The organism is Ruegeria sp. CK2 (assembly GCF_056536585.1).
Genome location: NZ_JBQFPW010000005.1, coordinates 145,534 through 170,422, shown reverse-complemented (window position 1 = coordinate 170,422; position 24,889 = coordinate 145,534). Strand labels below are relative to the sequence as shown.

General features: G+C 56.3%; 27 protein-coding genes. 12 read left to right on the top strand and 15 right to left on the bottom strand.

Annotation, left to right across the window (positions count from 1 at the left end; genetic code table 11):
- Positions 1–69: 69 nt before the first annotated feature.
- Complete coding sequence (locus ACR0BU_RS10155; RefSeq protein ID WP_480737152.1) at positions 70–2,097, bottom strand: 2,4-dienoyl-CoA reductase FMN-binding domain-containing protein; 2,028 nt, start codon at positions 2,095–2,097, stop codon at positions 70–72.
- Between the two features lie 134 nt (positions 2,098–2,231).
- Here ACR0BU_RS10155 and ACR0BU_RS10150 point away from each other — a divergent pair, with 134 nt between their 5' ends.
- Both ACR0BU_RS10150 and trhA read left to right on the top strand, forming a co-directional pair.
- Positions 2,232–2,717, top strand: a complete 486-nt coding sequence (locus ACR0BU_RS10150; RefSeq protein ID WP_480737150.1) for an RNA pyrophosphohydrolase — start codon at positions 2,232–2,234, stop codon at positions 2,715–2,717.
- 106 nt (positions 2,718–2,823) lie between these two features.
- Positions 2,824–3,471, top strand: a complete 648-nt coding sequence (trhA, locus tag ACR0BU_RS10145) for a PAQR family membrane homeostasis protein TrhA (RefSeq protein ID WP_299889465.1) — start codon at positions 2,824–2,826, stop codon at positions 3,469–3,471.
- A gap of 48 nt (positions 3,472–3,519) precedes the next feature.
- Here trhA and ACR0BU_RS10140 read toward each other — a convergent pair whose 3' ends face one another.
- Positions 3,520–4,509, bottom strand: coding sequence for an adenosine kinase (locus ACR0BU_RS10140; protein WP_298934336.1), 990 nt, complete (start codon positions 4,507–4,509; stop codon positions 3,520–3,522).
- Complete coding sequence (gene nth, locus ACR0BU_RS10135) at positions 4,506–5,150, bottom strand: endonuclease III (RefSeq protein ID WP_298934338.1); 645 nt, start codon at positions 5,148–5,150, stop codon at positions 4,506–4,508. The genes ACR0BU_RS10140 and nth overlap by 4 nt, the downstream gene beginning before the upstream one ends.
- 115 nt (positions 5,151–5,265) lie before the next feature.
- Here nth and ACR0BU_RS10130 point away from each other — a divergent pair, with 115 nt between their 5' ends.
- From ACR0BU_RS10130 to ACR0BU_RS10115, 4 genes are all read left to right on the top strand, one after another.
- On the top strand, positions 5,266–6,117 hold the full coding sequence (locus ACR0BU_RS10130; RefSeq protein ID WP_300069179.1) for a methylated-DNA--[protein]-cysteine S-methyltransferase: 852 nt from the start codon (positions 5,266–5,268) through the stop codon (positions 6,115–6,117).
- 53 nt (positions 6,118–6,170) lie between these two features.
- On the top strand, positions 6,171–7,064 hold the full coding sequence (locus ACR0BU_RS10125; RefSeq protein ID WP_480737147.1) for a cation diffusion facilitator family transporter: 894 nt from the start codon (positions 6,171–6,173) through the stop codon (positions 7,062–7,064).
- 180 nt (positions 7,065–7,244) lie between these two features.
- Positions 7,245–7,676, top strand: a complete 432-nt coding sequence (locus ACR0BU_RS10120; RefSeq protein WP_480737145.1) for a glyoxalase superfamily protein — start codon at positions 7,245–7,247, stop codon at positions 7,674–7,676.
- A 165-nt stretch (positions 7,677–7,841) separates the two neighbouring features.
- Positions 7,842–8,597: an SDR family oxidoreductase gene (locus ACR0BU_RS10115; protein ID WP_480737143.1), complete on the top strand. Its 756-nt coding sequence runs from the start codon at positions 7,842–7,844 to the stop codon at positions 8,595–8,597.
- Between the two features lie 46 nt (positions 8,598–8,643).
- Here the strand turns inward: ACR0BU_RS10115 and ACR0BU_RS10110 are convergent, their stop codons facing one another.
- Positions 8,644–10,083, bottom strand: a complete 1,440-nt coding sequence (locus ACR0BU_RS10110; protein ID WP_480737142.1) for an aldehyde dehydrogenase family protein — start codon at positions 10,081–10,083, stop codon at positions 8,644–8,646.
- A 221-nt stretch (positions 10,084–10,304) separates the two neighbouring features.
- Here ACR0BU_RS10110 and ACR0BU_RS10105 point away from each other — a divergent pair, with 221 nt between their 5' ends.
- The gene (locus ACR0BU_RS10105; RefSeq protein ID WP_298934350.1) at positions 10,305–10,955 is read left to right on the top strand and encodes a peroxiredoxin; all 651 of its coding nucleotides are present in this window, start codon (positions 10,305–10,307) and stop codon (positions 10,953–10,955) included.
- Between the two features lie 122 nt (positions 10,956–11,077).
- Here ACR0BU_RS10105 and ACR0BU_RS10100 read toward each other — a convergent pair whose 3' ends face one another.
- From ACR0BU_RS10100 to ACR0BU_RS10085, 4 genes are all read right to left on the bottom strand, one after another.
- The gene (locus ACR0BU_RS10100) at positions 11,078–11,317 is read right to left on the bottom strand and encodes a hypothetical protein (protein ID WP_480737140.1); all 240 of its coding nucleotides are present in this window, start codon (positions 11,315–11,317) and stop codon (positions 11,078–11,080) included.
- 334 nt (positions 11,318–11,651) lie between these two features.
- Complete coding sequence (locus tag ACR0BU_RS10095; protein ID WP_480737138.1) at positions 11,652–12,677, bottom strand: Hint domain-containing protein; 1,026 nt, start codon at positions 12,675–12,677, stop codon at positions 11,652–11,654.
- A 252-nt stretch (positions 12,678–12,929) separates the two neighbouring features.
- Positions 12,930–15,080: a polyribonucleotide nucleotidyltransferase gene (pnp, locus tag ACR0BU_RS10090; RefSeq protein ID WP_298934356.1), complete on the bottom strand. Its 2,151-nt coding sequence runs from the start codon at positions 15,078–15,080 to the stop codon at positions 12,930–12,932.
- Positions 15,081–15,308: 228 nt separating this feature from the next.
- A complete protein-coding gene (locus ACR0BU_RS10085; protein WP_480737137.1) occupies positions 15,309–16,193 on the bottom strand; it encodes a hypothetical protein in 885 nt (294 codons plus the stop codon).
- Between the two features lie 344 nt (positions 16,194–16,537).
- On the opposite strand from ACR0BU_RS10085, the gene ACR0BU_RS10080 reads away from it, so the two are divergent.
- The gene (locus ACR0BU_RS10080; RefSeq protein WP_480737135.1) at positions 16,538–17,302 is read left to right on the top strand and encodes a DUF3299 domain-containing protein; all 765 of its coding nucleotides are present in this window, start codon (positions 16,538–16,540) and stop codon (positions 17,300–17,302) included.
- A gap of 62 nt (positions 17,303–17,364) precedes the next feature.
- On the opposite strand, the gene ACR0BU_RS10075 is transcribed toward ACR0BU_RS10080, so the two are convergent.
- Genes ACR0BU_RS10075 through ACR0BU_RS10060 form a run of 4 tightly spaced genes read right to left on the bottom strand, consistent with a single transcriptional unit; the run spans position 17,365 to position 18,784 of the window.
- Complete coding sequence (locus ACR0BU_RS10075) at positions 17,365–17,733, bottom strand: DUF1761 family protein (protein ID WP_480737133.1); 369 nt, start codon at positions 17,731–17,733, stop codon at positions 17,365–17,367.
- Entirely contained in the window at positions 17,730–18,152 is a 423-nt protein-coding gene (locus ACR0BU_RS10070; RefSeq protein WP_299079159.1) for an SRPBCC family protein, read from the bottom strand. Before ACR0BU_RS10070 ends, ACR0BU_RS10075 begins: the two co-directional genes overlap by 4 nt.
- Positions 18,133–18,486 carry an ArsR/SmtB family transcription factor gene (locus ACR0BU_RS10065; RefSeq protein ID WP_480737132.1) on the bottom strand — a complete coding sequence of 118 codons (354 nt, stop codon included), beginning with the start codon at positions 18,484–18,486 and terminating at the stop codon, positions 18,133–18,135. The genes ACR0BU_RS10070 and ACR0BU_RS10065 overlap by 20 nt, the downstream gene beginning before the upstream one ends.
- A gap of 55 nt (positions 18,487–18,541) precedes the next feature.
- Positions 18,542–18,784 (bottom strand): hypothetical protein, encoded by a 243-nt coding sequence (locus ACR0BU_RS10060; RefSeq protein WP_480737131.1) that lies wholly within the window; start codon positions 18,782–18,784, stop codon positions 18,542–18,544.
- 507 nt (positions 18,785–19,291) lie between these two features.
- Between ACR0BU_RS10060 and ACR0BU_RS10055 the strand changes: the two genes are divergently transcribed.
- Complete coding sequence (locus ACR0BU_RS10055; RefSeq protein ID WP_480737129.1) at positions 19,292–20,893, top strand: BCCT family transporter; 1,602 nt, start codon at positions 19,292–19,294, stop codon at positions 20,891–20,893.
- Positions 20,894–21,027: 134 nt separating this feature from the next.
- Here the strand turns inward: ACR0BU_RS10055 and ACR0BU_RS10050 are convergent, their stop codons facing one another.
- From ACR0BU_RS10050 to ACR0BU_RS10040, 3 genes are all read right to left on the bottom strand, one after another.
- Positions 21,028–22,080 carry a YeeE/YedE family protein gene (locus ACR0BU_RS10050; RefSeq protein WP_480737127.1) on the bottom strand — a complete coding sequence of 351 codons (1,053 nt, stop codon included), beginning with the start codon at positions 22,078–22,080 and terminating at the stop codon, positions 21,028–21,030.
- A gap of 39 nt (positions 22,081–22,119) precedes the next feature.
- Positions 22,120–22,413, bottom strand: a complete 294-nt coding sequence (locus ACR0BU_RS10045; protein ID WP_299079526.1) for an ArsR/SmtB family transcription factor — start codon at positions 22,411–22,413, stop codon at positions 22,120–22,122.
- A 91-nt stretch (positions 22,414–22,504) separates the two neighbouring features.
- Entirely contained in the window at positions 22,505–22,867 is a 363-nt protein-coding gene (locus tag ACR0BU_RS10040) for a hypothetical protein (protein WP_480737126.1), read from the bottom strand.
- A gap of 84 nt (positions 22,868–22,951) precedes the next feature.
- Here ACR0BU_RS10040 and ACR0BU_RS10035 point away from each other — a divergent pair, with 84 nt between their 5' ends.
- The 3 genes from ACR0BU_RS10035 (at position 22,952) to soxX (ending at position 24,876) form a co-directional block, all read left to right on the top strand.
- Positions 22,952–23,692, top strand: coding sequence for a cytochrome c biogenesis CcdA family protein (locus ACR0BU_RS10035; RefSeq protein WP_480737124.1), 741 nt, complete (start codon positions 22,952–22,954; stop codon positions 23,690–23,692).
- A 16-nt stretch (positions 23,693–23,708) separates the two neighbouring features.
- Entirely contained in the window at positions 23,709–24,269 is a 561-nt protein-coding gene (locus ACR0BU_RS10030) for a SoxW family protein (protein WP_480737122.1), read from the top strand.
- A gap of 151 nt (positions 24,270–24,420) precedes the next feature.
- On the top strand, positions 24,421–24,876 hold the full coding sequence (gene soxX, locus ACR0BU_RS10025) for a sulfur oxidation c-type cytochrome SoxX (RefSeq protein ID WP_480737120.1): 456 nt from the start codon (positions 24,421–24,423) through the stop codon (positions 24,874–24,876).
- Positions 24,877–24,889: the final 13 nt, after the last annotated feature.

The window sequence follows — 24,889 nt, the reverse complement described above, 5'->3', positions numbered from 1 at the left end:
GATCAGCGTCTTGAACGCCTCGCATAGGGGATTGGCCGCGTGCGCCGCATTCATACACGCGGAGTTAAGTTACATGGCGGCCGCCAGACGTGTCCCCTGATTGATCGCGCGCTTGGCATCCAATTCCGCGGCCACGTCGGCGCCGCCAATCACATGCGGGGTAATCCCGCGTTCGATCAAATCATCGGCAAGGTTGCGATCCGAGACCTGACCCGCGCATAGAACAATCGTGTCCGCTTCGATGACGGTTGGATCTGTCCGCTCTTCTCCAAAGCTGACATGCAGGCCAGTGTCGTCGATCCGCTCGTAATTCACGCCGCCGACGAAATTGACATTCTTCATCTTCAGCGTTGCACGGTGAATCCAACCGGTGGTTTTTCCCAGACCCTTGCCATGTGCCTGCTTCTTGCGTTGCAGCAATGTAACCTGCCGCGCAGGTGCTTCGGGCTGCGGTCCTTCCGGGGCAAGGCCTGAACGGTGCTCGGCAGGGTCCGTGACGCCCCATTCCTTCATCCACAAAGGCAGATCGGTTGTTGGGCTATGGCCCTCCTCCAGCAGGAATTCGGACACGTCAAAGCCAATGCCACCTGCACCAATCACAGCGACTGACTTGCCCACCTTGGCTTTGCCACGCAAGACGTCGATGTAGTCCAGAACATTGTCGCCATCCTGCCCCGGTATCTGCGGATCACGCGGGGTGACACCGGTGGCGATTACAACCTCGTCAAAGCCCACCAAGTCGTCTGCGCCAACTTCGCGGCCCAGTTCGATCCTGACACCCAGATCGGTGATCATGGTGCGGTACCAGTCAACCAGCCCCCAGAATTCTTCTTTACCCGGCACTTGTTTGGCCATGTTCAACTGTCCGCCAACCTCATCGGCGCGGTCGAACAAGGTAACGTAGTGGCCGCGCTGGGCTGCGGTCATCGCGGTGGAAAGCCCGGCCGGACCGGCGCCGACAACGGCCACTTTTTTCGCGGTGTCCGCTGTGCCAATAACCAGCTCGGTCTCATGACAGGCGCGAGGATTAACCAGGCACGAGGTCAGCTTGCCGTTGAAGGTATGATCCAGACAGGCCTGATTGCAGGCAATACAAGGTGCAATCGTAGCGCCGGCTCCAGATATCGCTTTGTTGACGAATTCCGCGTCGGCCAGCATCGGGCGCGCCAGCGACACCATGTCGGCGCACCCCGTCGACAGAACCTCTTCTGCTACTTCCGGAGTATTGATCCGGTTGGACGTGATCACCGGGATCGACACCTTGCCCATCAGCTTTTTTGTCACCCAGGCGAAGGCCGCGCGTGGCACGCTGGTGGCAATCGTCGGGATCCGCGCCTCGTGCCAGCCGATGCCGGTATTGATGATGGTGGCGCCGGCGTTTTCGATCCGCTGCGCCAGTTCAACAACCTCGTCATGGGTTGACCCGTTGGGCACCAGATCGATCATCGACAGGCGGTAGATGATGATGAAATCCGTGCCCACAGCCTCGCGCGTGCGTCGTACAACGTCGATGGGCAAGCGCATCCGGTTTTCGTAAGACCCGCCCCAGCGATCGGTACGCTTATTGGTGTGGGTGACGAGAAACTGGTTGAGGAAATAACCCTCGGACCCCATGATCTCGACCCCGTCATAGCCGGCTTTCTGGGCCAGAACGGCTGCGTTGACGATATCGCTGATCTGCTTTTCGATGCCGTCTTCGTCCAGCTCATGAGGCGGGAACGGAGAAATAGGAGATTTCACCGGGCTGGGCGCAACGCATTTCGGGCCATAGGCGTAACGACCGGCATGCAGAATCTGCATGGCGATCTTGCCGCCCGCGTCATGCACCCGCTGTGTAACGATGGAATGGTCCGCAACCTCTTTGTCGTTCGTCATCATCGAAGCGCCCGGCAGCACCGACCCTTCAAGGTTCGGACCAATGCCCCCGGTCACCATCAGTGCGACACCCCCGCGCGCGCGATCGGCATAAAACTCGGCGACCCGGTTCCAGTCGCCAGTTTCCTCAAGGCCTGTATGCATTGAGCCCATCAGGACTCGGTTCTTCAACGTGGTAAAGCCCAAGTCCAGCGGGGCCAGCATATTTGGGTACTCAGTCATGGCGAACTCTCCCTCCCGATTTGGGCCGTAGATTGACGCGAACGTAATCGTTGTCACGCGAAACCTAACGTCACACCCTTTGCGGGCGCTGCGGCTCTTGTTACAGGTTGACCAAACAACCCATGAGGCCGCGCATGACCCCGGAAGACATCGCCAAATTACCCTATCGTCCCTGCGTCGGGCTGATGTTGATGAACGCGGAGGGCAAGATTTTCGTCGGTCAGCGCAACGACCGCCACAAGGACGCCTGGCAAATGCCTCAGGGCGGCGTGGACAAGGGCGAAGCCCCGGGCGATGCCGCCTTGCGCGAGCTGTGGGAAGAGACCGGAGTGACCGCCGATCTGGTCGAGATCATCGCTGAGACTGAAGGGTGGTTGCCTTACGATCTGCCCCACGACATCGTTCCAAAGATCTGGAAAGGCCGTTATCGCGGTCAGGAGCAGAAATGGTATCTGCTCCGCTTTTCCGGCCGTGACGACCAGATCAACATTGAGACCGATCATCCGGAATTCACCCGCTGGAAATGGCAGGATCAGGATCGTTTAGTAGACGAAATTGTGCCCTTCAAGCGGGACGTTTATACACGCGTGGTTGCCGAGTTCAGCGATTATCTGGGTTAGCAACGTTCCCTCACTCGCGTTGTATGACTTGTCACTGACGCTCCGGAAACTGTGGACATCTAAGGTGTCAGCATTTAGCGCAAGACATCCCATTTAAGATTTCGCCATGACCCAAACGACCTACCCAAGCCCGGTTCTCTCCCATCGTCGCGCTGATATGGTTGTCCATGCGATTGGGCTGGTATTGATCCTGTCGGCTGGCGGTTTACTTGTCTCCAAATCCTACATCAACCTTCAAGGCGGGTTGGTGTTTGCGGTCGCTGTGTATGTCTTGTGCGCGCTCGCGTCCAACTTGGCCTCCTGCGCCTACCACTTCTCGGGGTTGCATCAAAATCGCAAATTGCTGCGCCGTATTGATCACGCCGCGATTTATCCCAGCATTTGTGGGACGTTCACACCATTTTTCGTGCTGGCCGGGACAACATGGACGATGACCTTGCTTTGGGTGTGTTGGGGTCTGACCGCAGTGGCCGTGTGGAACAAAATCACAAACGAAACGGTTAAATCCCGGTGGTCGACGGCTTCATATCTTGGGCTGGGGGCAATCGGATTGAGTGCGATACCCGATCTTACAAGCGTACCCATCGCCACATTGTGGTGTATCGTGGGTGGGGCGGCCTGTTATGTCATTGGCACGGTATTCTACGCCCAAAAGGCTTTACCTTTCCGGTATGCGATATGGCACACTTGGGTGAATTTTGGCGGAATAATGATGTTTGCAGGCATTTGGATGGCCCTGTTCACACAAGGATAGAGCCACCCAAGCGGAGAGAGCTTTGCGCCATCTCCAATGCGACGGGCTTCAAAGCAGCCCTTCGCCTCGCAACAGTTCAAGCATGTTTGCCTCGGGGCGTGGTCCGATGTGGCTGATGACTTCGCGGGCACAGACATTGCCGATGCGCGCGCAAGTCTCGTAGTCCCGGCCTGTGGCCATACCAAACAAAAACCCGGCGGCGAATTGATCACCGGCACCTGTTGCATCCACTGGCACAACTTTTTCTACTGGAACGTCGATACGGCTACCTTTGCTTAGAACGGTCACACCATCGCCCGATCGGGTGCACACGATCAGCGGACAAATCTCGGCCGTTTTGGCCAATGCCTCTTCCAGGTCGTCGGTTTCAAACAGCGATTTGATCTCGGCCTCGTTGCCAATCACAAAATCCAATTCGTTTTCGATCAGCAGCAGGAAATCGACCCGGTGGCGTTCCACACAAAACGGATCGGAAATGGCGATCCCGGCCTTGCCACCGCCCTTATGGCAGTTGCGGGCCGCTTCAAGGAATGCGGCTTTGCCCTTTTCCTTGTCGAACAGATAGCCCTCAAGGAACATGATCTGGCTGTTGCCCGCCACGTCACTGGAAACGTCTTTCGAGGAAAGCTCGGACGAGATCCCCAAATAGGTGTTCATCGAACGCTCACCATCGGGCGACACAAAGATCATCGACCGGGATGTGGGCAATTCTCCACCCGGTACCGGAGGGTTGACGAAATCCACGCCATCTTCGTTCATCGCGTCGGCGTAAAACCGGCCCAGCGCGTCATCATGCACGCGCCCGATAAACGCGGCGTCCAGACCCAATGCACCCGCACCTGCAATCGTATTGGCGACAGACCCACCGGGTGTCTGAACCCGGGTTTCCATCGCGGCATACAGAACTTCACCGCGATCCCGTTCGATCAGCTGCATGATGCCCTTTTCAATGCCCATCAATTCAAGAAAACTGTCATCAGCCTGAGAAATAACGTCCACAACGGCATTTCCGATGCCTGTCAGTTGGTAGGTTTTCATAGAGTTTTGTCCTCAAATTCGCAGAGATCGCGGATGATACAGGTGGGGCATTGCGGCTTGCGCGCTTTGCAGTGATAGCGGCCATGTAGGATCAGCCAGTGATGCGCGTGCAGCTGAAAATCGGCCGGGATGTTGTCTTCGATGGCCCGTTCGACGGTGTCAACGTCTTTGCCCGGGCAAATTCCGGTGCGATTGCCGACGCGGAAAATATGGGTGTCCACCGCCTGTGCCGGCTGTCGCCACCACATATTTAGAACCACATTCGCAGTTTTCCGTCCGACACCCGGTAACGATTGCAGTGCGGCGCGGGAATTGGGGACCTCGCCGCCATAGTCTTCGACCAGAATACGGCTCAGCTTGATCACGTTTTTGGCCTTTTGGCGAAACAGGCCGATGGTCTTGATATGTTCGATCAGGCCCTCTTCGCCCAGGTCCAGCATCTTTTGCGGTGTATCGGCGACTTTGAACAGGTCGCGCGTGGCTTTATTGACGCCTGCGTCCGTAGCCTGCGCCGACAAGGCAACGGCCACAACCAGCGTATACACATTCACATGCTCCAGCTCACCCTTGGGTTCCGGGTCGGCGTCGTGGAAACGTGTAAAGATCTCGCGGATCGTGTGGTAGTCGAGTTGCTTTGCCATCCGGCCCTTAATGCCGCCGGTCTGGCCTTGGCACAAGCCCAAAGGCTTTGCGCAAGTTCCGGGTCGCGAGGTCGTGGCCTGCGCGCTATTGTTGTTTTAACGAGTGAGGTAAGTCATGAACATTCAGAATCCCGAGACCGGCTATCACTACAACGTCATGCGGCGGGCGATCGAGTTGATCGATCAAGGGGGCGAAACCCTGAGCCTTGAAGATCTCGCCCGCCAGATGGATATGAGCCCTGCACATTTTCAGCGGCTATTCTCACGCTGGACCGGCGTGTCGCCAAAGCGGTATCAGCAATATCTGACGCTGGGCCACGCCAAGGCGTTGCTGCGAGAGAGATTCACAACACTGGAAACGGCCCACAATGTCGGGCTGTCCGGCAGCGGCCGTTTGCACGATTTGTTCCTGAAATGGGAATCCATGAGCCCGGGCGAATATGCTCGCAAAGGTGCCGACCTGACCATCTATTGGGGGTGGTTCGAAAGCCCGTTCGGTCCGGCGTTGGTCATGGGGACAGACAAGGGCATCTGTGGTGTGGCCTTTGGTGCCGAGACCGGCGAAGAAAACGCGATGGAGGACATGTTGTCCCGCTGGCCAATGGCGGCATTTGTCGAAGACCCAATGCGTCTGCGGCCCTGGGCTCTTGGCGCCTTTGGCTCGGCCAGCGATCGGTTAGAACTCACACCGCTTTATCTGATCGGCTCACCCTTGCAGATCAAAGTGTGGGAGGCCCTGATGCATATCCCGTCGGGTCAGGTCACGACATATTCCGAGATCGCACAACGGGTTGGATCGCCGCAGGCGGTTCGCGCTGTGGGCACGGCTGTTGGGCGAAACCCTGTGAGCTGGCTGATCCCCTGCCACCGCGCCCTGCGCAAATCCGGTGGATTGGGCGGGTACCATTGGGGTCTGCCGGTCAAACGCGCCATGCTGGCCTATGAAGCGGCGCAGGTTGACGCTTAGGGCGAGAAAAGGTTTGGGCTTTCTAGGTCGGTTCATGTGATACTCGGCTGTTAATGACGCAAGATTCCTGGCCGACACCCCAAACATTTGCCGCATGGACCATTCCGGTATCCGTTGCCGTTCTGACATTAAAGCTTCTGGCCTGGTGGTTGACCGGGTCCGTTGCATTACTGTCGGATGCGTTGGAATCAATCGTCAATGTTGCTGCGGCTTCACTGGCCTACTTCGCCGTTTGGATTTCATCGAAACCACCCGACAAGAAACACCCGTTTGGCCACAAAAAGGCTGAATATCTGTCCGCCGTCGTCGAAGGCGTCCTGATCGTTCTGGCCGCAGTTCTGATCATCCGCGAGGCCATTTCGGCGTTGCCCAATCCACATCTGGATGATTCCCCTTTTCTTGGGCTGGCGATCAACATGCTGGCCACTTGCCTGAATGGCGCCTGGGCTTTTGTTCTTCTTCGGGTCGGGCGACGCGAGAAATCGCCGGCTCTGCAAGCCAGTGCCCGTCATATCTTCACGGATATTCTGACTTCGGTTGGCGTTGTCGCTGGATTGTTGTTTGCCATGGCAAGTGGATGGCTGATCCTGGACCCGATCATTGCGATTCTGGTCGCCCTGAACATCCTGTGGGAGGGGTGGAAGGTCATCCGGCACTCGGTCGACGGGTTGATGGATGTCTCTTTGTCTGATGCTGAATTACAGGCTGTTCGCAATGGTATTGAGGCAAATCTGGGCCCGGCGCTGCAATATCACGACCTGCGCGGTCGCCGGTCTGCAAATATGATTTTTGCTGAGTTTCATCTGGTGGTCGACGGCAAAATGTCCGTCGCTGCGGCGCATGATATCTGCGACGATATCGAAGCCGCCCTTCTGAGTGAGTTCCCGGGGTCGGTATTCGTTATCCATCTTGAGCCAGACAGTGAGTTGAAAAGCGCAAGCACTTGATTGACAGGACGTTCAACCGATGACAATACACCGCGCAGGTTCGGGTATCCTGCCGTTCGCGGTCAATTGGCCATGGTGAAACCCGAGTTTCCTGACATCTGTTGCCCAATCTCCCGGCGCACGGATGGAAATGCGAACCCCGTCCAGAATTCGCGCCCGTTCAAGGAAACGAGGCAAGACATGAAGACATCAGACATCGCTCGGATTGACGAGCTGAAAGCCCAGGCGAAACGATTGCGGGAAGACCTGCGACATGAGGGCGTTGAGATTTCACATAGCAGGGCGCTGGAATTGCTGGCCCATCAGCACGGCGTTCGCGATTGGAACACGTTGCACGCAATGGCCGGAAACCGGATGCGTTTGCGCGTTGGCGACCGGGTTTCCGGGCGCTATCTAGGGCAGCCATTTACTGCGGAAATCCGTGGAATGACCATGCTGGGTGACGGAGGACATCGCCGCGTTACTCTGCATTTCGACGCGCCCGTGGACGTTGTGCAGTTCGACAGCTTTTCGGCCTTTCGGCAGCGCGTCACCGGAGAGATTGGATGGGATGGTCGATCCAAGCGACATACGTCAAACGGCGAGCCGCAATTGGTGGTGCACCCGGTTTGATCGAATAAGGCGAGGGGCGAAAGGCCCTTCGCCAACCAAACACTGACCATTCCGACCCGTTTCCTGCGCAATCTTAACTTCGTAATCGCTTCGAGCAGTATCCGGGTCGCGGGATCATCGGGCGGTGTTTTATCGGTTCTCCTGCCAATAAACAGGAGACTTGGAATGGATTTTGCAGATCAGACACTCATTGTCACCGGAGCGAACAGCGGCATCGGCAAGGCCGCCGCTGAGGTGCTGGCGAAACAGGGTGCGCGACTTGTCCTTGGCGCCCGCCGATCCGAGCCGTTGGACAGCGTCGCACACGAGATTGAAAAAAAAGGTGGCCATGCGATCGCCGTGGCCGGGGATATCGGCGACCCAGACTACGCGGCAAAGCTGGTCAAGGCAGCTGAAGATCACTTCGGATCCCTGAACGGTGCCTTCAACAATGCGGGCATTGTTGGAGATCTGGCGGCGGCAGAAAACATGTCTTTGTCGACCTGGGAAGACGTCCTACGCACCAACCTGACCAGCGCCTTTCTGGCAGCGAAGGTGCAAATCCCGGCCCTGAAACGCGCGGGCAGCGGCACATTGCTGTTTACGTCGTCATTCGTTGGTTACTCAAACGGTGGCTTGCCGGGAATGGGGGCCTATGCTGCGTCAAAGGCTGGCTTGATCGGTTTGGTACAGTCGTTGGCCGCGGATCATGGCAAAGACAATATCAGGGTCAACGCAATCCTGCCCGGTGGTACCATGACCCCTATGGCCGGAGATGACCCGGATATTCATACCTATATCTCGGGCAAGCACGCGCTGGGGCGTTTGGCGCAGCCCGCGGAAATAGCGCGGACGGCGCTGTTCCTGTTATCTCAAAACGCCAGTTTCGTGACCGGCTGCGCGATGCTGGCCGATGGTGGCGTGTCCGTGCGTTTCGATTGAACAGTTTTGGCCGCCTGAATGAGGCGGCCAAAGTCCAACCTGCCGGTTATTCGGTGGCCCAGCCGCCAACTGCTTTGACCTCAAGGAAATCCTCCAGACCCCAGACGCCGCCTTCGCGGCCGTTGCCGGATTGCTTCATGCCGCCAAAGGGTGAACCCGCACTGCGCGACTTGCCGTTCATCTCGACCATCCCGGATCTCAGCACGCGCGCCATGCGATTGGCGCGGTCGCCGTCCTGCGTCTGGACATAGTTGGTCAGGCCGTAAGGCGTGTCGTTGGCGATCTCGACGGCCTCTTCTTCGGTTTCGAACGGGATCATGGTCAGCACTGGGCCAAAGATCTCCTCGCGGGCGATGGTCATCTGGTTGTTGGCGTCAGCAAAGACTGTGGGGCGCATGTAGTACCCCTTGTTCAGGCCCTCTGGCCGTCCAGTGCCGCCAGCAACAAGGCGGGCACCTTCGTCGATGCCTTTCTGGATCAGGTCCTGGATCTTGCCCCACTGAAGCTCGTTCACAACCGGGCCGATATGGCGACCTTCTTCCGACGCCGGTCCAACTGAAACCTTGTTGGCCACCTCTGCTGCCGTCTCTACGGCCTGATCATAGATCGGGCGCTGCACCAACATCCGGCTGGGGGCGTTACAGCTTTGACCGGTGTTGTTCATCATATGCAAAACGCCGCGTTTGACGGCCTTTTCATCGGCATCCGCAAAGACGACATTCGCGCCTTTGCCACCCAGTTCCAGATGCACCTTTTTCAACGTATCGGCGGCGGCTTTGGAAATCGCCGTTCCTGCACGGGTCGAGCCGGTAAAGCTGACCATATCCACATCCGGATGCGCCGAGAGTTGCGAACCAACACCCGCACCGTCCCCGTTCACCAGATTGAACACACCGGGCGGGAAGCCTGCCTCATCCATCATCTCGGCGAAGATCATCGCGTTCAACGGGCTTTGTTCGGACGGCTTCAGAACCATCGTGCAGCCCGCAATCGCCGCCGCACCAACTTTTAGCGTGACTTGATTCATCGGCCAGTTCCATGGCGTGATCAACGCTGCGACTCCAACGGCCTCATAGATGATCCGGTCATTGGGGGCATGCTCGCCCAGTGGGCGTTCAAACTCAAACGCTTTGGCGGCACGAACAAAACCATCAAGATGCCAGGACCCGGCCCCGACCTGTTGACTGCGCGCCATGTCAATTGGCGCGCCCATCTCCTGCGACATGGCTTGTGCCAGATCCTCAGTGCGGGTCTGGTAAATGCTGATCAGTTTTTCAACCAACGCAATACGATCAGCGGCGGGGGTTGCCATCCAGCCGGGCAGGGCCGCCTTGGCTGCAGCAACGGCCGCGTTGGTATCTGCTTCGGACCCCAGTGAAATCACCGCACACGGATCTTCGGTCGATGGGTTGATCACCTCGAAGTCATTCGCCGCAGATGGGGCAGCCCACTGTCCGTTGATATAGAAATTGCGTTTTTCGATCATGGCACGTCCTCCTGACCATACAGCCACTGGGGCAGTTTCGCGGCCACTCTGTCATCGGTATGCAGGGCGGGCAAGAGGGAGAAATCGAAATTTGATCAAATTATTTTGGGCGAAACAGAGCTAAATAAATTCGGCGGCTCCAAACGGATGGTTTAACCTGCGCGCAAAGTGTTTAGGTTTACAGCAACCGACTCGGTTTTTAACAGGAAAGGAGATGCCCCATGGGTTTGCGCATCAACGATACGGTTCCGAATTTCACGGCAGAAACGGATCACGGCACTATTCAGTTTCATGACTGGATTGGCGACAGCTGGGCCATCCTGTTCTCACACCCGAAAGACTTCACGCCTGTCTGCACCACCGAGTTCTCGGCCGTTGCCCAGTTGAACGACGAATGGGCCGCCCGGAACACCAAGGTGATCGGCGTGTCTGTGGATGGCGTTGAAGATCACAAAAAGTGGAAAAAGGACATCGAGGAATACGGCAAAGCCAATGCCGGATTTCCGATCATCGCCGACGACGGCCTGGCCGTGTCTAAAGCCTTCGATATGCTGCCCGCCGAAGCTTATCTACCCGACGGCCGCACGCCAGCCGACAGCGCCACGGTGCGCTCGGTTTTTATCATCGGGCCTGACAAGCAGCTGAAGCTTTCGATGACATATCCGATGACAGTTGGTCGGAACTTCGCCGAGATCCTGCGTGCGCTGGATGGTCTTCAGATGAGCTCAAAGGGTGTTGCGACGCCAGCAAATTGGGTGCCGGGTGAAGATGTCATTATCCCACCCAGCGTTTCGAACGAAGATGCCAAGGCGAAATTTGGCGAGTTCGAAACGATCTTCCCTTATCTGCGCAAAACCAAAGCGCCATCGTAATATGGAAGGGGGCCGCTGGCCCCCTGATCCTCGTTAGGCGCATTCCAAGTTTGGTGACATCGGCGGGAGTTGCGGATGTAGGTGCAGTTTTGTCCGGTACGCAGCACGTTTGAACTCGCGGGTCATCTTGTCACTGACAGGTGGATTCGATTGAATTGTCGAACCGCCGATTTCACCGCCACTTCCTGATTTCCGCTGCCCGATGGGGTTTGTAGCGAAGTTTCGCGCTGTTTGACCGGTATCTGGACATAGTGATCGGGCGTTGCAATCGGCCGCAGAATCTTCAGAACCTGCTTTATGCTGTCCAGGTCTACGCGTAGGCCTGCTTTGGCGATGATCGCGAGGCCGATCCGCTCTTCCATCATTTTTTGCCATATCTGGCGGTGGCTTTGAAAGGCCCCGATTTCTGCAGGTCGCAAAGCGAACGGAGAGTGGCGACGGTGCAGTTTACCGCGATGGATCCGGATACCCGCGACCTGATCCGTGTCCCGCCCATCTACAGCCTACAAGAGCTTGGCATTGGGCAAGTTTCTGTAAAGCTGTTCGGCATTGGGCCGTCGCGCTGTGCCGGTAGACATGTGGATGATAAAGGACCGCATGCCCACTGAGCTAGTTGGGGAAACGAAATCGGGGGTAAACACTGCCAGTTGATTGGGCCAAAAGCCATAGCGTCGGTCTAAACGGATACGGATCGTTCTAAGTTTGTTGTGGGCGAACCCGAGCGCCACGCCGACTGAGGTGCCCTGTGCCCAGCGGAACAGAAAAATCCCGTTTCAATAAACGCGCCTCGTACGGTTTCATTACAGGCAAAGCCGTCTCCCCATACCCAGCGTCCGTGGTCATCAGTTTAGGAAACAGGTCGTATAGTTCGCGCTTGGTCTCTGCGGCCAGCGCGCCGAGCGTAACGGCGCCGGGGAAGAAAGATTCAGACCAGATGCCTTCGACGTTCACCAACTCATGCTGGTCAAACAGGATGTGAATATATTCAACACCCCGGTCGGGCGGTTCTTGTGTGATTGTCGTACCATCAATCAGCCCCTTGGCCGGGGCGAGCATGACCGGATCCGCGTAGTAGAGCTCCATGCTAACGGACGAGACTGCAATCCGGTGTTGGGGTGAGACCAGAAGGTCGCGGCTTGGGCAGTCCTTTCCGAAACTGCCCTTCCTGATCCGAACGGGGCATAGATGTGGGTCCTGTTTCAACTCGGCCGCCGAGAGGCGCCGCCGCCCGATCCAGCGGACCGGTTTCACGCTGCCGTCGCCAACATATACCGGATCACCAGGATGAAGCGTCTCAATCCGACGCATGCCTGTTGCCGTCTGGATCAGTGAGCCTGCGGTGAAGCAAACAAATGTCGGTAGTGTATCGTAGTCAACAGGTGGGGCGGTTATGATTGAATTGTTGGTGCCCGCAATGACGTTGCCCACTTGCACCTGGCCTGAGGTAACGACAATGTACTGCGGGTTGGAGAATTGCAGCAAAGTAAACGTGACCGGATTTCCGCCCACATTTCCGCTATAGGTTTCGAAGGTCTGGAAGTTTGTGGAATTGCCGATAAATCCGGGAACGCCGCTGACATCAATCTGCTGGCCCCCGTCCGCATCAGGGTCTTCCAGCGCATCGTCACCGTCGACAATCGCAACCTGAAATGACTGCAGAACCGTGACATTTGTACTGCTTAGCGGGTCGTTATTGATCTCGTAGATCGTAATGAACTTCATGGCTGAAATACGCCTCAGGAAAACTCAAAAGTTTAAATGCTCCTACACTTATACACGCGTAACGTGCATACGCCTAGCGTTGTTCAGGACTATCAGCAGGTCAGGTATTGTGCCGTCGCAAAAGACAAGGCGTCGTGCATTGAGCTTGCAACGCCCTCCGCCGTCATGCTTGACGTTTGAAATCTACTGCGCGCAACAAAAAAAGACCCCGGTCAAAACCGGGGTCTTCCGCGTTTAAAAAGGAAGGACAGATTACTCTGCGCCTTCTTCTTTCTTTTCTTTCTTCTCAGGAGCGATCTCTTCGCCGGTTTCCTGATCAACGATTTTCATAGACAGGCGAACCTTGCCGCGATCGTCAAAGCCCAGCAGCTTGACTTTCACTTCCTGACCTTCCTTCAGAACGTCCGACGGATGGTTCAGGCGGCGGTTTTCGATCTGGGACACGTGAACCAGACCGTCGCGTTTGCCAAAGAAGTTCACGAAGGCACCGAAGTCGACGATTTTGACCACCTTACCTGTGTAGATCTGACCTTCTTCCGGCTCGGCGACGATCGAATGGATCATCTCATAGGCCTTCTTGATCGATTCACCATCGGGCGAGGCGATCTTGATGACGCCGTCGTCATTGATGTCGACCTTGGCACCCGAAACCTCAACGATTTCGCGGATGACTTTACCGCCCGAACCGATCACTTCACGGATCTTGTCGGTTGGGATGTTCATGGTCTCGATGCGCGGGGCGTGGACCGAGAATTCGTTGGTCTCGGACAGGGCTTTGCCCATCTCGCCCAGGATGTGCATCCGGCCGTCCTTGGCTTGCGCCAGCGCTTTCTCCATGATCTCGGGCGTGATACCCGCGACCTTGATGTCCATCTGCAGCGAGGTGATACCGTTTTCGGTACCAGCGACCTTGAAGTCCATGTCGCCCAGGTGGTCTTCGTCACCCAGAATGTCTGACAGGATGGCGTATTCGCCGTCATCTTCCAGGATCAGACCCATGGCCACACCGGCAACTGCCGATTTCAGCGGAACGCCTGCATCCATCATCGACAGCGAACCGCCGCAGACCGACGCCATCGAGCTGGAGCCGTTGGATTCAGTGATCTCCGACACGATACGGATCGTGTAGGGGAAGTCGGTTGCCGCAGGCAGAACCGCCTGAAGTGCGCGCCATGCCAGTTTGCCATGACCAATCTCACGACGTCCCGGAGGGCCCACACGACCAGCTTCACCAACCGAGTAGGGAGGGAAGTTGTAATGCAGGAGGAAGTTCGATTTGAAGTTGCCATGCAGCGCGTCGATGAACTGTTCATCGTCACCGGTGCCAAGCGTGGTCACGGCCAGTGCCTGCGTTTCACCGCGGGTGAACAGCGCGGAGCCATGGGTCCGTGGCAGCATCGAGGTTTCTGCGACGATCGAGCGGATGTCGGTGGTAGACCGACCGTCGATCCGCTTGCCACCTTTGACGACGTCGCCGCGCAGAATGCCAGCTTCCAGCTTCTTCATTGCGGAACCGAGGTTGCCGTCTTCCAACTGCTCTTCGGTCAGGGCTGCCATGATTGCTTCACGGGCCGCGGCAACAGCGGCGGTGCGCTCTTGCTTGTCGGTGATCGCGAAGGCTGCGCGCATCTGCTCTTCACCTGCGGCCTTAACGGCAGCGGACAGCTCAGAATAGTCGGGCGCCTGGAAGTCAAACGGCTCTTTCGCGGCGTCTTCGGCCAGTGAGATGATCAGGTCGATCACCGGCTGAATCTGCTCGTGTGCGAATTTGACAGCACCCAGCATCTCGGCCTCGGACAACTCGTAAGCTTCCGATTCAACCATCATCACGGCGTCTTTGGTGCCGGCAACAACCAGATCCAGTCGCTGTTCAGGGTTCAGGCGCAGGTCCTGCATGTCGTCAACGGTCGGGTTCAGGACGTAATCGCCATCCTCGAAACCCACGCGGCAACCGGCGATCGGGCCCCTGAACGGTGCGCCGGAAATGGTCAGCGCGGCAGAGGCTGCGATCATCGCCACCATGTCGGGGTCGTTGACCAGATCGTGGCTCAGCACGGTGCACATCACCAGAACTTCGTTCTTGAAGCCGTCAACGAACAGCGGGCGGATCGGCCGGTCGATCAGACGCGCGGTCAGCGTCTCCTTTTCAGTCGGGCGCGCCTCGCGCTTGAAGAAGCCACCCGGAACTTTACCGGCGGCATAGTATTTCTCTTGATAGTGGACGGTCAGCGGGAAAAAGTCCTGACCGGGTTTTTGCTTCCGCGCAAAGGTCACGTTTGCCATCACGCTGGTCTCGCCCAGCGTGGCAATCACGCTGCCGTCCGCCTGACGGGCAACCTTGCCGGTTTCCAGTGTCAGCGTCTCTTCGCCCCACTGAATTGATTTCTTTGTTACATCAAACATTTGCGTATCCTAGAAGGGAGCACTCCCGCCCCTGCGGGTCTCCCGTTTTGCATGGCGACCCCATTGCCGCCGACCCCATTTTAGCTTTCGTCTGAGTGCCGGGGTCAGGGCACAACGTCTCAGATGCAGCGCGCATACATGAGAATGGGCCGGATTGAAAGAGGTGTCACTTTCGTTAGCGACCATTGGTCTGGGTAAGTCTGGCTTGAACCGCGAAGGTCCCCAAGCTCAGAATGATCGCTCGCGAGATTTGCGCAGCCCCCGGATGTCGGTTGCCGTTTCCGTCTCGGGAGATGAGACCGGCGCGCGCGGGGTTTCATTGCCGTCAAATCTCAGCAGCGCAAGTGCAGCCACTGACCAAATCCACGAATTGAGCCAAAGAAGGGCGGTGCCCGAAGCTATCCCTTTCAGAATGGTGTCGAGATCGAAACTCGGCAACGACTGCGTGAGTACAAGAGACACAACCGACAGAATGAGGGGGAAGATCGCAAACAAAGAGGTAAAAACGTCGAAAAAGAACTGCAGGAAGATTGAAACGAAGAAGACGCAGAACAATGGAATGAAACTACGTCCGAACCCATTGAAAAAGCCTTTGCTTGGCGCACCTTGGCCTGATCCTCGGGCTGCGCTTGCCATTGGTACGGCCATGACGGCATAGGCAACCGCCAACAGAATGTATGCCACGACAACTTTGACGCCCACAGCGAGAAATGCGAACGAAATCTTGATGGGTTCTGCAGCATCCCTGAGCGCAGTCAGGGATATTGGCTCGCCTAACGTCCATAGGGAAAACAGCACAGCTACGATATTTGCAAAAACGGCTAAGCCACCTAATGCGACCATAAAGAAGACCCCGTACAGGAGTGAGTTCAATGCCAGCGTCGTTAGATCTGTGCGGCGTAAATCACCTTTGATTGCCAAGGCTACACGAATTCCGAACAGGCTGATGAACACCGCTGTGACCGGCCCGCTGATGTAGCCCGCCAACCCAAGGGTGACGATATTCAGAATAACCGACACAACCATAGAGGCGACGCTGATTAGAATGACTGGGAAAATCATGCGCACAAAAACACTGAATGAAAGGGGGATCGATTTGAGGATAATCGTCATGAAAAGAGCCTGTAAATATTGGGTTGTGTTTGCGCAAGGCGGGACTTTCGACCCGTCTGACAGAGTTCCGGGTTTAGGATAATACCTTGAGTCATTGAAAATTTTGCTTTGCAAGCATCTACCTACAGTAGATTTATTTGCAATAGGTCGGCGTAGGTATTTAAGCAGTTTCCCGACGTCAGCTCTCGCTGGTGTAGATTAGCCTCTTGTCTGGAAAGAGAGGCGACCGCTGTCTGCGCGACTGATCGTCCTACCAGGATTGTGACTATTTTCTGGATGGACGCGCTCGTCATTCGACTTAGGATCGTTGCCTGTGTAACATGCGCTGATTGCCCGAGGACGCCATGACCTTCCGCCTGCAGTTCATTACCTGGACCTTACTGGCCCTTTGGGGAGTTACAGCGGTGAATGCGTCGCCCGTGTCAGTTGGATGGCCCGATCTGCCGGATCCGGCGATGCAGGAGTTCGACGATCCCTACCGTGATCTCAGCCCGGAACAGTTCGACGATGTCCTTTTTGTGGTTCGCCTGCGCGGCAGGTTGCAGCAGGATGTCGGCACCGAGGAAGAACGACAAACGTGGCAGGAACTGCTTTTGGAAACCGAGGATGCGCTGACCTCGGACGACATAGATGTCGACTGGCTTCTCGAACAGGTTCCGGTCGTCACCGAACGCCGGGAACGGGCTGGCGCGGCCGGCAATCCGCAATTCGATGGCCAGACTGTCACGCTGAGCGGCTTTGCCATTCCGGCACCGCCAGAGGCAGATGGCCAGGAGGTTGCATATTTGGTGCCCCAGTTTGGAATGTGCAGTCACATGCCGCCGCCGCCGCCAAACCAGATGATCCGCGTGCCGTTGGATGGCACCTGGACCCCGGGTTACGCCCATGTTCCGGTTCGTGTAACCGGAACGCTGTCTATTGATCCGTCTGATCGTGAATTTGTCGTGGTAGATGGCTTGGTGCCGATGCGGGCGACGTTCAAACTGGACGTGACAGAGATTGAGGATTTGAGTGAGGCGGGCGATGCGCCCGGGGCGCAACTCAGCCTAACGGACCGAATTCGGGCAGCGGCGCACAAAAAAACAGGCGGTGGAAAAGCAACCGACTAGGGTTGTCAGCTAATGTGTTCGCCTCGGTCCGATCCGCTTGGAACCGGGCCGAGGTAGAGATGTCACAGGATCGCATGAGCCAGGACCATCACAACGCCGCAGCCCAACGCATAACCGGCATCGACCGTGATCGCGAAACTGCTTTTCTGCGCCCAAGCGCCAACCGAGACCGCCTGTGCTGCCACCGCAAGGATCGCCAGCAGGGCAACACTCAGACTGTTGGTGGTTTCGGTCACTGCAATCACCGCTGCCAGCAAGATCAGGAACACAATTTGCGCGGCCATTGCTGCCAGTGGTGGTGTGTCAGGCGGTGTTGGGTCAATCCGTGTGCCCTCGGCCCAGCGCTTTTGAAAACCGAGCGGTCCATAAACCAGATAACCCAACAAAAATGCCGCGATTACCCCTGTTGCAAGCGCGAACCAGTTGATCACAGCGCGTCCTCCAGCGCCACCAATATTGCGGTCCAGCCACCTTCGTGGTTGTCCCGGCTTTCCTGCGACGGGAACCGGATGTGATGCAGGCGCAACTGCGTACCTTTGTCAGTTGGGGTGAAATCCAGCGTCACGGTGGAATCATCCTGACTGTAAGGAGAGTTCCAGGTGAATTGCAGCCGGTTCGGGCGGTCGATGACCTTGTATTCGCCTTCATGCGGCAGATCACCGGCCTCGGGGGCGCGCATGACGATTTTGAACCGACCGCCGACCTTGGCGTCGGATTGCGCCTCGGACACCGTCATTCCTGGCCCGGGCAACATGAATTTGGCCAGCATTTCCGGGTTCAGCCACGCATCGAATACCTTGTCGGGCGGATGCGGGATGGCGCGTGTTATTTCAAGTGACAGATCCGTCATCTTCTGGGTCCTCCAATGCAGTTTCCAAGGCGTCCAGCCGAAGCGCCCAAATCGAACGCAACCCGGCAAACCAAGAATCAACGGCTGACAAGGGGGCCATCTGAACCTCGATCAGATGCTCACGCCATTCTGTCCTGCGCCGCACCAACTCGGCGTTTTCCAGCACCTTGATGTGCTTGGACACCGAATTGAGGCTCATATCAAACTGCCGCGCGATGTCCGTCACCCTCAAAGGTCCCTGTTGCGCAAGCATCGTCAGGATTGCGCGGCGGGTTGGGTCAGACGCGGCCTTCAATATCGCGTTGAGGTCATATCGACTCTCTCGTTCAACCATTTGGATGAATTACAACCTTATTCTGCTTCAGTCAACCACTTGGGTGAATAACACATCACCCGAACGCCTGGCCAGTCAATGTTGCGAATTGCTGCCACTGGATGTCGATGGCCGGTTGGCCTTGCCCTGATTGGCGCTCGGCACAGATGTTCCAGGTGACGGGCGACATGGTTTCGATCAGTTTGACCACCCTTTCGGCGACCTGCTCGGCGAAGGTCTTGAGACCCCCCCAAAACACAAACATCGCATCGATCAGCAGTGAGGCCAGAAAGGCATAGTCGCTTTCCACCTGCGGCATCGATCTGCCGACTTTCGAGCATCTCGATCAGGGCCTGCCGGTCGCTGAACACCATATTGCCGCGCGTTTGCGGTGAATCCTCCCATGCGCTCCGAAGTACCGGAGCGACAAGAGTTCGCGTCGTCAGGGACCCGAAACCGATATGCACCGCTTGTTCAGTTTCCGATCGAATGCGTTTGATCCGGCAGTGTTAGGCCGCAAACTCAGCCTGCGATTTCTGGGCAGTGGCCAGGGGCTTTTCGGATGACAGCTGTTGCTTCGCCTGGTTTGCACGGCTTGAAGATCCCGAAATAACCTCTCGTTGAAGACCAGTGGTGAACGTGAGGGTTGGCTATCGCTAACATAACAAAAAATGAATGCATTTTGTGAAATTTTGATGACAGTGTAGGCTGTTACCACTCAACCCGCGGTCGAAATGACGGAAACACGCCAAGGGGGTTACAATCTCATTCCCGTCCGTCGGCCGAATACCTTGGCGCTTGCACTTAGCGAACAAAGGGCAGTCGAATGGTACAAACGAAGAAAATGTTGGATCCGGATCCACGGATTTACGACTTCGAAACGGAATACGAATTGGGGCAGGACAACGTCCGACCGTTCGGTCTGGACATCCACAATCCGGTCTTTTTGATCTCGAGCATCCTGATTTTTGCGTTCGTTCTGATCGCTCTGGCAAACCAGGAAGCCGCCGCCACGTTTTTTGGATGGCTCAGGCCCTGGCTCACCAGCACATTTGACTGGTTTTTGGTTCTGTCTGTTGATGCAATCACCTTGTTTTGCCTGGCTCTTATTATCCTGCCGGTGGGTAAGGTTCGTATCGGCGGAAAGGATGCTAAGCCAGACTATTCCTATGCTGGATGGATCGCGATGATGTTCGCGGCTGGCATTGGTATTGGTCTGCTGTTCTTTGGCGTGATGGAGCCGGTTTACTACAACTTTGCCGAAGATGGTGGTGCCAGCCCCTTGGGTATCGATATCGCGGTACCAGGCAATGAATATGCCGGTATCGTCGGAACGATCCACCATTGGGGCCTGGAAGGCTGGGCGATCTATGCTGCTGTGGGCCTGAGTTTGGCGATCTTCAGCTACAATCTCGGGTTGCCACTGACGCTGCGATCCGCCTTTTACCCGATCCTGGGCGAACGTGTCTGGGGCTGGTGGGGTCATATGATCGACACACTGGCGGTGTTTGCGACGTTGTTTGGCCTGACAACCTCTTTGGGTCTGGGCGCGCAACAAGTCGCGGCGGGTCTCAATGAGGTCTTCGGCATCGAACCTAGCCCGACAGTCACCGTATTGCTAATCATCGGTATCACACTGATCGCTTTGGGATCGGTTCTGATGGGCATGGACGCAGGCGTCAAACGGCTGAGCGAGATCAATATGGTCATGGCCGTGGGTCTGTTCCTCTTTGTCATTGCTGTTACCGGCATTGGCACTGCGATTTCACGCTACTTCAGCGTGATGACGGACTATGTCACGCACTTGCCCGCCCTTTCGAACCCGTTCGGTCGAGAAGACACCAGTTACTTCCACGGCTGGACAACCTTCTATTGGGCCTGGTGGATTGCATGGTCACCTTTCGTAGGCATGTTCATCGCCCGCATCTCGAGGGGCCGTACGGTGCGTGAGTTCATCATTTGCGCCTTGCTGGCACCGACCGCAGTCTGTGCGCTGTGGATGTCCACCTTTGGTGGCGCAGCCATCGACATGCTGAACGCTGGTGGTGCAGAAGGTGTCCGCGCCACAGTGATCGACAGCTATGCCCCAGAAGGCGCGCTGTTCGGTTTCCTGAAGGAACTGCCGCTCTACGGTATCGTGGCCCCCATTTCGCTGGTCCTGATTGTGATCTTCTTTGTCACATCGTCAGATTCCGGTTCGCTTGTGATCGACACGATCACCGCGGGTGGCAAGATGGACGCGCCTGTGGTGCAGCGCGTGTTCTGGTGCACACTCGAAGGGCTGGTGGCCATTGCACTCTTGCTTGGCGGTGGCCTGTCGGCGCTTCAGGGTGCAGCGGTGTCAACGGGCATACCGTTTACGTTGGTGGTTTTGATGATGTGCTACTGTTTGTGGCTGGCGCTGAAATCGGAACGCGCAAAGATCTAAACCGTAGTTTCGAAACACATGAAACGCCCGCCAACCCGGCGGGCGTTTTCACGTGTGGGTGCGTGTTGGTCAAAGGGTTGCTTGCTTTACAGAGCGATGGCCCGACCTGTCAACGCCATCTTGAAAAGCGTACCCTATTCGGCCGGAGCAAACCCCGTAATCAGCTGACGCAGCCCAATGGCGGCCCCTGCGAAGATTGCGATAAAGGCAATTGGTGCGCTGAAGGCAAGCACCGAAAACGCAGAGATTCCCTGGCCAACGCTGCAGCCCACCGCAAGAATTGCGCCAGGGCCCATGATAGCGGCGCCTAGTAACTGGCGCCGCAATTCACGGGGGTCTTCACACGCTTCCCATCGGAAATGGCCCTTGGAATATGACCCCAAAACGGCCCCGATGACGACACCCACGACCGATCCGACGCTAAACGACAAGGCATTGCCCGAAGCGGTCATCCCATAGATGATGGTGTCTCCGATCGGGGCTGCGAAGGTGTGTGTTTCAATTGGCTCGGCATCAAACCCGGTTGTCGCGATCCAATAGGTGCCCACCCAGCCAGATACCACGGCAAGACCAACCACAGATGCCCAAAAGACTTGTTTGTACGATGGGCGCGTTTCGGCACGTGCGATGGCAAGCACAACAAGCCCGGTTCCGATGACGAGGCCGGTGACCAAAGGGGCCACACCGTAAACTTCAAACAACTGCGCGAACCCCTGAGGAGAAGTGGCACCCGTCACTTCGGGGAACAACCAAACGCGGGCATGAGCCAGCGGTCCGGACATCACGAAATAGGCGGATAACGCCATCACAACGACGATGACAAAAGACCGCAAGTCGCCTCCCCCCAGACGCGCCAAAGCGCCGTAGCCGCAATTTCCGCTCAGCGCCATGCCATAGCCGAACATCAGACCGCCGATGATGGTGCCAAGCGGGTTCCATACGCGATCAAGATAAGCGGTTTCCGACCCGTCAAGCATGCCGAACCCAATTGCCAGATGCGCCCCGACAATGGCGACACCGATGGCAATGGCCCACATTTTCAAGCGACGGTTGTCGGCCCCGTAAAGCGCGTCTTCGATTGCACCAAGCGTACAAAACCGCCCGATTCTGGCGGCAAGGCCAAGTGCGATCCCACCGATCAAACCGATCAGTGCGGCAGTGTTTGCTTCTCCGAGTGTCTCCAGCACCTGGGTCCTCCCCCGACCAAATACCAGTTCCCTATCCGGTCAGTCTGTACGACAGAACAGATCGTACACGACTTCCATGATTTGTCTTGGTCGGTCGTCCGCCAGGCTGTAGTAGATGGCCTTGCCTTCGCGCCTTGGCACAACGAGCCCCTCATAGCGAAGGCGCGACAATTGCTGTGAAACAGCGGCTTGTCGGGCGGAGAGCAGCTCCTCAAGCTCAGTCACCGATTTCTCGCCCGATGCCAGATGGCACATAATCATCAACCGGCCTTCGTGGCTGATGGCCTTCAGAAAGTTGGATGCGCGTTGCGCATTTTCCATCATGCGCTGCATGTCTTCTGCACAGATGTTCTTGTCGAACACCGGCAGACGCGAAACAGTTTGAGGTGTGCTTTCAGTGTTGTAGGTCACAAAAAGGTTTCCTTTACCCGGTTTGTTTCAAGTCTATTCCTGCGCGTTCGAACATCATGGCCAGCAGGCCCCAGAAAAAGTCTTCCCCCGGGTATCCCTCAATTCGCCCGACTTCACGACCATTTTCAACCAGAATAAATGTTGGAGTAAAGTGAACCCTGCGATCGAACGCAACGTCGGGTGCTTCGCTGTGCACGTCATAACGCTGCAACGGGGCGGTGCGCCCTTCTGCGGTTTTCGGATAGATATGTGCGATTTCCTCGTTCCATTTGGCGCACCAATAGCACCCCTGTTCCTCTGCCATCAGCAGATAGGGGTCAGCTGTTGCCGAAACCGGCAACATCAGAGCTAAACAGGCGATCAACGCCTTTATCATTTTCAGACGTCCTAAATTGACGAGCACTGGTTCTTTCATCATAATTATATTTTTGAATATCTCAAGCTGTGAGGCCAGAGCGACATGTTTGACGTGACGATTATGGGTGCAATTGTCGCCGGGCTGCTGTCCTTTCTGTCGCCTTGTATCTTACCCATCGTGCCTTTCTACCTGAGCTATCTTGCCGGCGTTGGGATGAACCAGATTTCGGCAAAGGCTGAAATTTCGCAAGCGGTGCGGGTCAGGGCTGTTCTGGCCGCGTGTTGTTTCGCGTTGGGCGTCGTTACGGTTTTTGTGGGACTTGGTGCAACCGCGACCGTGTTCGGCGGCCTGCTGAGAGAGTACTTTGATCTACTGCGCTGGGTTGCGGCCGCCATCATCATTGCGATGGGCCTGCATTTCCTTGGGGTGATCAAGATCGGCTTTCTGTACCGCCAATTCCGCGCCGATGCTGGCGACACCTCGAATGTTGGCCTGTTGGGGGCCTACGTCATCGGGTTGGCATTTGCCTTTGGTTGGACGCCCTGTGTTGGGCCGGTTCTGGCGGCAATCCTGTTTACGGCTGCGGGGCAAGACACTGCCGATCAAGGGGCGCTGCTGCTATTGGCATATGGGCTGGGCATGACCTTGCCCTTCGTCGTTGCCGCCTTGTTCATCGGGCCATTCATGTCCTGGATGGGCCGGTTTCGAAAACACCTTGGCTTGATCGAGAAACTGATGGGGGCGTTCTTGATCCTTTTTGGCATTCTGATCGCTACCAACTCGATCAACTACATTGCTCAATGGATGCTGGAACATGTGCCTTGGTTCAGTGCGATTGGATAAATCCCAGGAGGAGATCATGAAAAGACTAGTCCTAACGTTGGTTTTGATGCTGATGGTTCCGGCTGCCCTTGCGGCCGAGCTTGGCGATGATGGCCTGCACAAGGCGCCCTGGATGCGCGATACATTCATGGATTTGCGCGAAGACCTGGCCGAGGCTAATGCGGAAGGTAAGCGCCTGATGATCATCATCGAGCAGCGCGGCTGCATCTATTGCAAGAAGATGCATGAAGAGGTGTTTGTCATCCCGGAAATCGAACAATTCATCGAAGACAACTATTTTGTTCTACAGATCAACATGTTCGGGGATGTCGAGGTGACCGATTTCGATGGCACTGTGCTGCCCGAAAAGGACATGGTCAAACGCTGGGGCGCCTTGTTTACACCCAGCATCTATTTCTTTCCATCTGCGGTGGGCGATGACCTGACTGCTCCGCAAGCTGCAGTGGCCAACATGCCCGGTGCCTTTGGTCGGTGGACAACCTTCAATATGCTGAACTGGGTTGTCGAAAAAGGATATGAAGGGGACGAGCCGTTCCAAAAATATCATGCCCGCAAGTTTGAAGAGCAAAACGGCTGATGATCCGTTGGCTTTGAAATTTTAGTGCGAAATTTTCTGCATCAGCAAAGTAATTGAAAAATTCATCTAAATGAATTTATTGTTGCGAACTGCCGAATGTGTGCATTAGTGTGCAGAAAACGACCGACAAGAATCGTCTTTGGGAGGAGGCATGAGAAACGCGTTGAAGCTAGGCTTTGCCATGATGCTATGTGCATCAACCGCCACAGCGGGTGAACTGAAACCGATGGACGTGTCCTTTACGGATGGCGCGGTTGAAACATCCTTGACCGGCGTCGCCGGTGATCCAACAACGGGCAGGGCGGTTTTTGCAAACCGCAAAGAGGGTAACTGCCTCGCCTGCCATACGAACTCGGAAATACCCGAAGAAGGCTTCCACGGCGAAGTTGGCCCACCAATGGACGGCGTAGCGGATCGTTGGACCGAAGCTGAACTCCGCGGGATCGTTTCGAACTCGAAGAATATGTTCGAAGGGACGATCATGCCCGCTTTCTACATCGACAGCGGCTATGAGCGGCCACTGGATGATTTCGCAGGCCAGAGCATTTTGACCGCGCAGCAGGTCGAAGATGTCGTGGCCTACCTGATGACGCTGAAAGAACAGTAATCCACGAAATTTG

Bases quoted from the DNA above. Each gene is read 5' to 3' on its own strand.
- ACR0BU_RS10155 (WP_480737152.1), bottom strand. From the start codon at position 2,097: ATGACTGAGTACCCAAATATGCTGGCCCCGCTGGACTTGGGCTTTACC.
- ACR0BU_RS10140 (WP_298934336.1), bottom strand. From the start codon at position 4,509: ATGAAAACCTACCAACTGACAGGCATCGGAAATGCCGTTGTGGACGTT.
- ACR0BU_RS10070 (WP_299079159.1), bottom strand. From the start codon at position 18,152: ATGACGGATCTGTCACTTGAAATAACACGCGCCATCCCGCATCCGCCC.
- ACR0BU_RS10095 (WP_480737138.1), bottom strand. From the start codon at position 12,677: ATGAAGTTCATTACGATCTACGAGATCAATAACGACCCGCTAAGCAGT.
- ACR0BU_RS10130 (WP_300069179.1), top strand. From the start codon at position 5,266: ATGAACATTCAGAATCCCGAGACCGGCTATCACTACAACGTCATGCGG.
- ACR0BU_RS10080 (WP_480737135.1), top strand. From the start codon at position 16,538: ATGACCTTCCGCCTGCAGTTCATTACCTGGACCTTACTGGCCCTTTGG.
- ACR0BU_RS10045 (WP_299079526.1), bottom strand. From the start codon at position 22,413: ATGCAGCGCATGATGGAAAATGCGCAACGCGCATCCAACTTTCTGAAG.
- soxX (WP_480737120.1), top strand. From the start codon at position 24,421: ATGAGAAACGCGTTGAAGCTAGGCTTTGCCATGATGCTATGTGCATCA.
- ACR0BU_RS10125 (WP_480737147.1), top strand. From the start codon at position 6,171: ATGACGCAAGATTCCTGGCCGACACCCCAAACATTTGCCGCATGGACC.
- ACR0BU_RS10120 (WP_480737145.1), top strand. From the start codon at position 7,245: ATGAAGACATCAGACATCGCTCGGATTGACGAGCTGAAAGCCCAGGCG.
- ACR0BU_RS10065 (WP_480737132.1), bottom strand. From the start codon at position 18,486: ATGGTTGAACGAGAGAGTCGATATGACCTCAACGCGATATTGAAGGCC.
- ACR0BU_RS10150 (WP_480737150.1), top strand. From the start codon at position 2,232: ATGACCCCGGAAGACATCGCCAAATTACCCTATCGTCCCTGCGTCGGG.
- pnp (WP_298934356.1), bottom strand. From the start codon at position 15,080: ATGTTTGATGTAACAAAGAAATCAATTCAGTGGGGCGAAGAGACGCTG.
- nth (WP_298934338.1), bottom strand. From the start codon at position 5,150: ATGGCAAAGCAACTCGACTACCACACGATCCGCGAGATCTTTACACGT.
- ACR0BU_RS10030 (WP_480737122.1), top strand. From the start codon at position 23,709: ATGAAAAGACTAGTCCTAACGTTGGTTTTGATGCTGATGGTTCCGGCT.
- ACR0BU_RS10085 (WP_480737137.1), bottom strand. From the start codon at position 16,193: ATGACGATTATCCTCAAATCGATCCCCCTTTCATTCAGTGTTTTTGTG.
- ACR0BU_RS10055 (WP_480737129.1), top strand. From the start codon at position 19,292: ATGGTACAAACGAAGAAAATGTTGGATCCGGATCCACGGATTTACGAC.
- ACR0BU_RS10115 (WP_480737143.1), top strand. From the start codon at position 7,842: ATGGATTTTGCAGATCAGACACTCATTGTCACCGGAGCGAACAGCGGC.
- ACR0BU_RS10035 (WP_480737124.1), top strand. From the start codon at position 22,952: ATGTTTGACGTGACGATTATGGGTGCAATTGTCGCCGGGCTGCTGTCC.
- trhA (WP_299889465.1), top strand. From the start codon at position 2,824: ATGACCCAAACGACCTACCCAAGCCCGGTTCTCTCCCATCGTCGCGCT.
- ACR0BU_RS10110 (WP_480737142.1), bottom strand. From the start codon at position 10,083: ATGATCGAAAAACGCAATTTCTATATCAACGGACAGTGGGCTGCCCCA.
- ACR0BU_RS10040 (WP_480737126.1), bottom strand. From the start codon at position 22,867: ATGATAAAGGCGTTGATCGCCTGTTTAGCTCTGATGTTGCCGGTTTCG.
- ACR0BU_RS10105 (WP_298934350.1), top strand. From the start codon at position 10,305: ATGGGTTTGCGCATCAACGATACGGTTCCGAATTTCACGGCAGAAACG.
- ACR0BU_RS10100 (WP_480737140.1), bottom strand. From the start codon at position 11,317: ATGGAAGAGCGGATCGGCCTCGCGATCATCGCCAAAGCAGGCCTACGC.
- ACR0BU_RS10060 (WP_480737131.1), bottom strand. From the start codon at position 18,784: ATGCCGCAGGTGGAAAGCGACTATGCCTTTCTGGCCTCACTGCTGATC.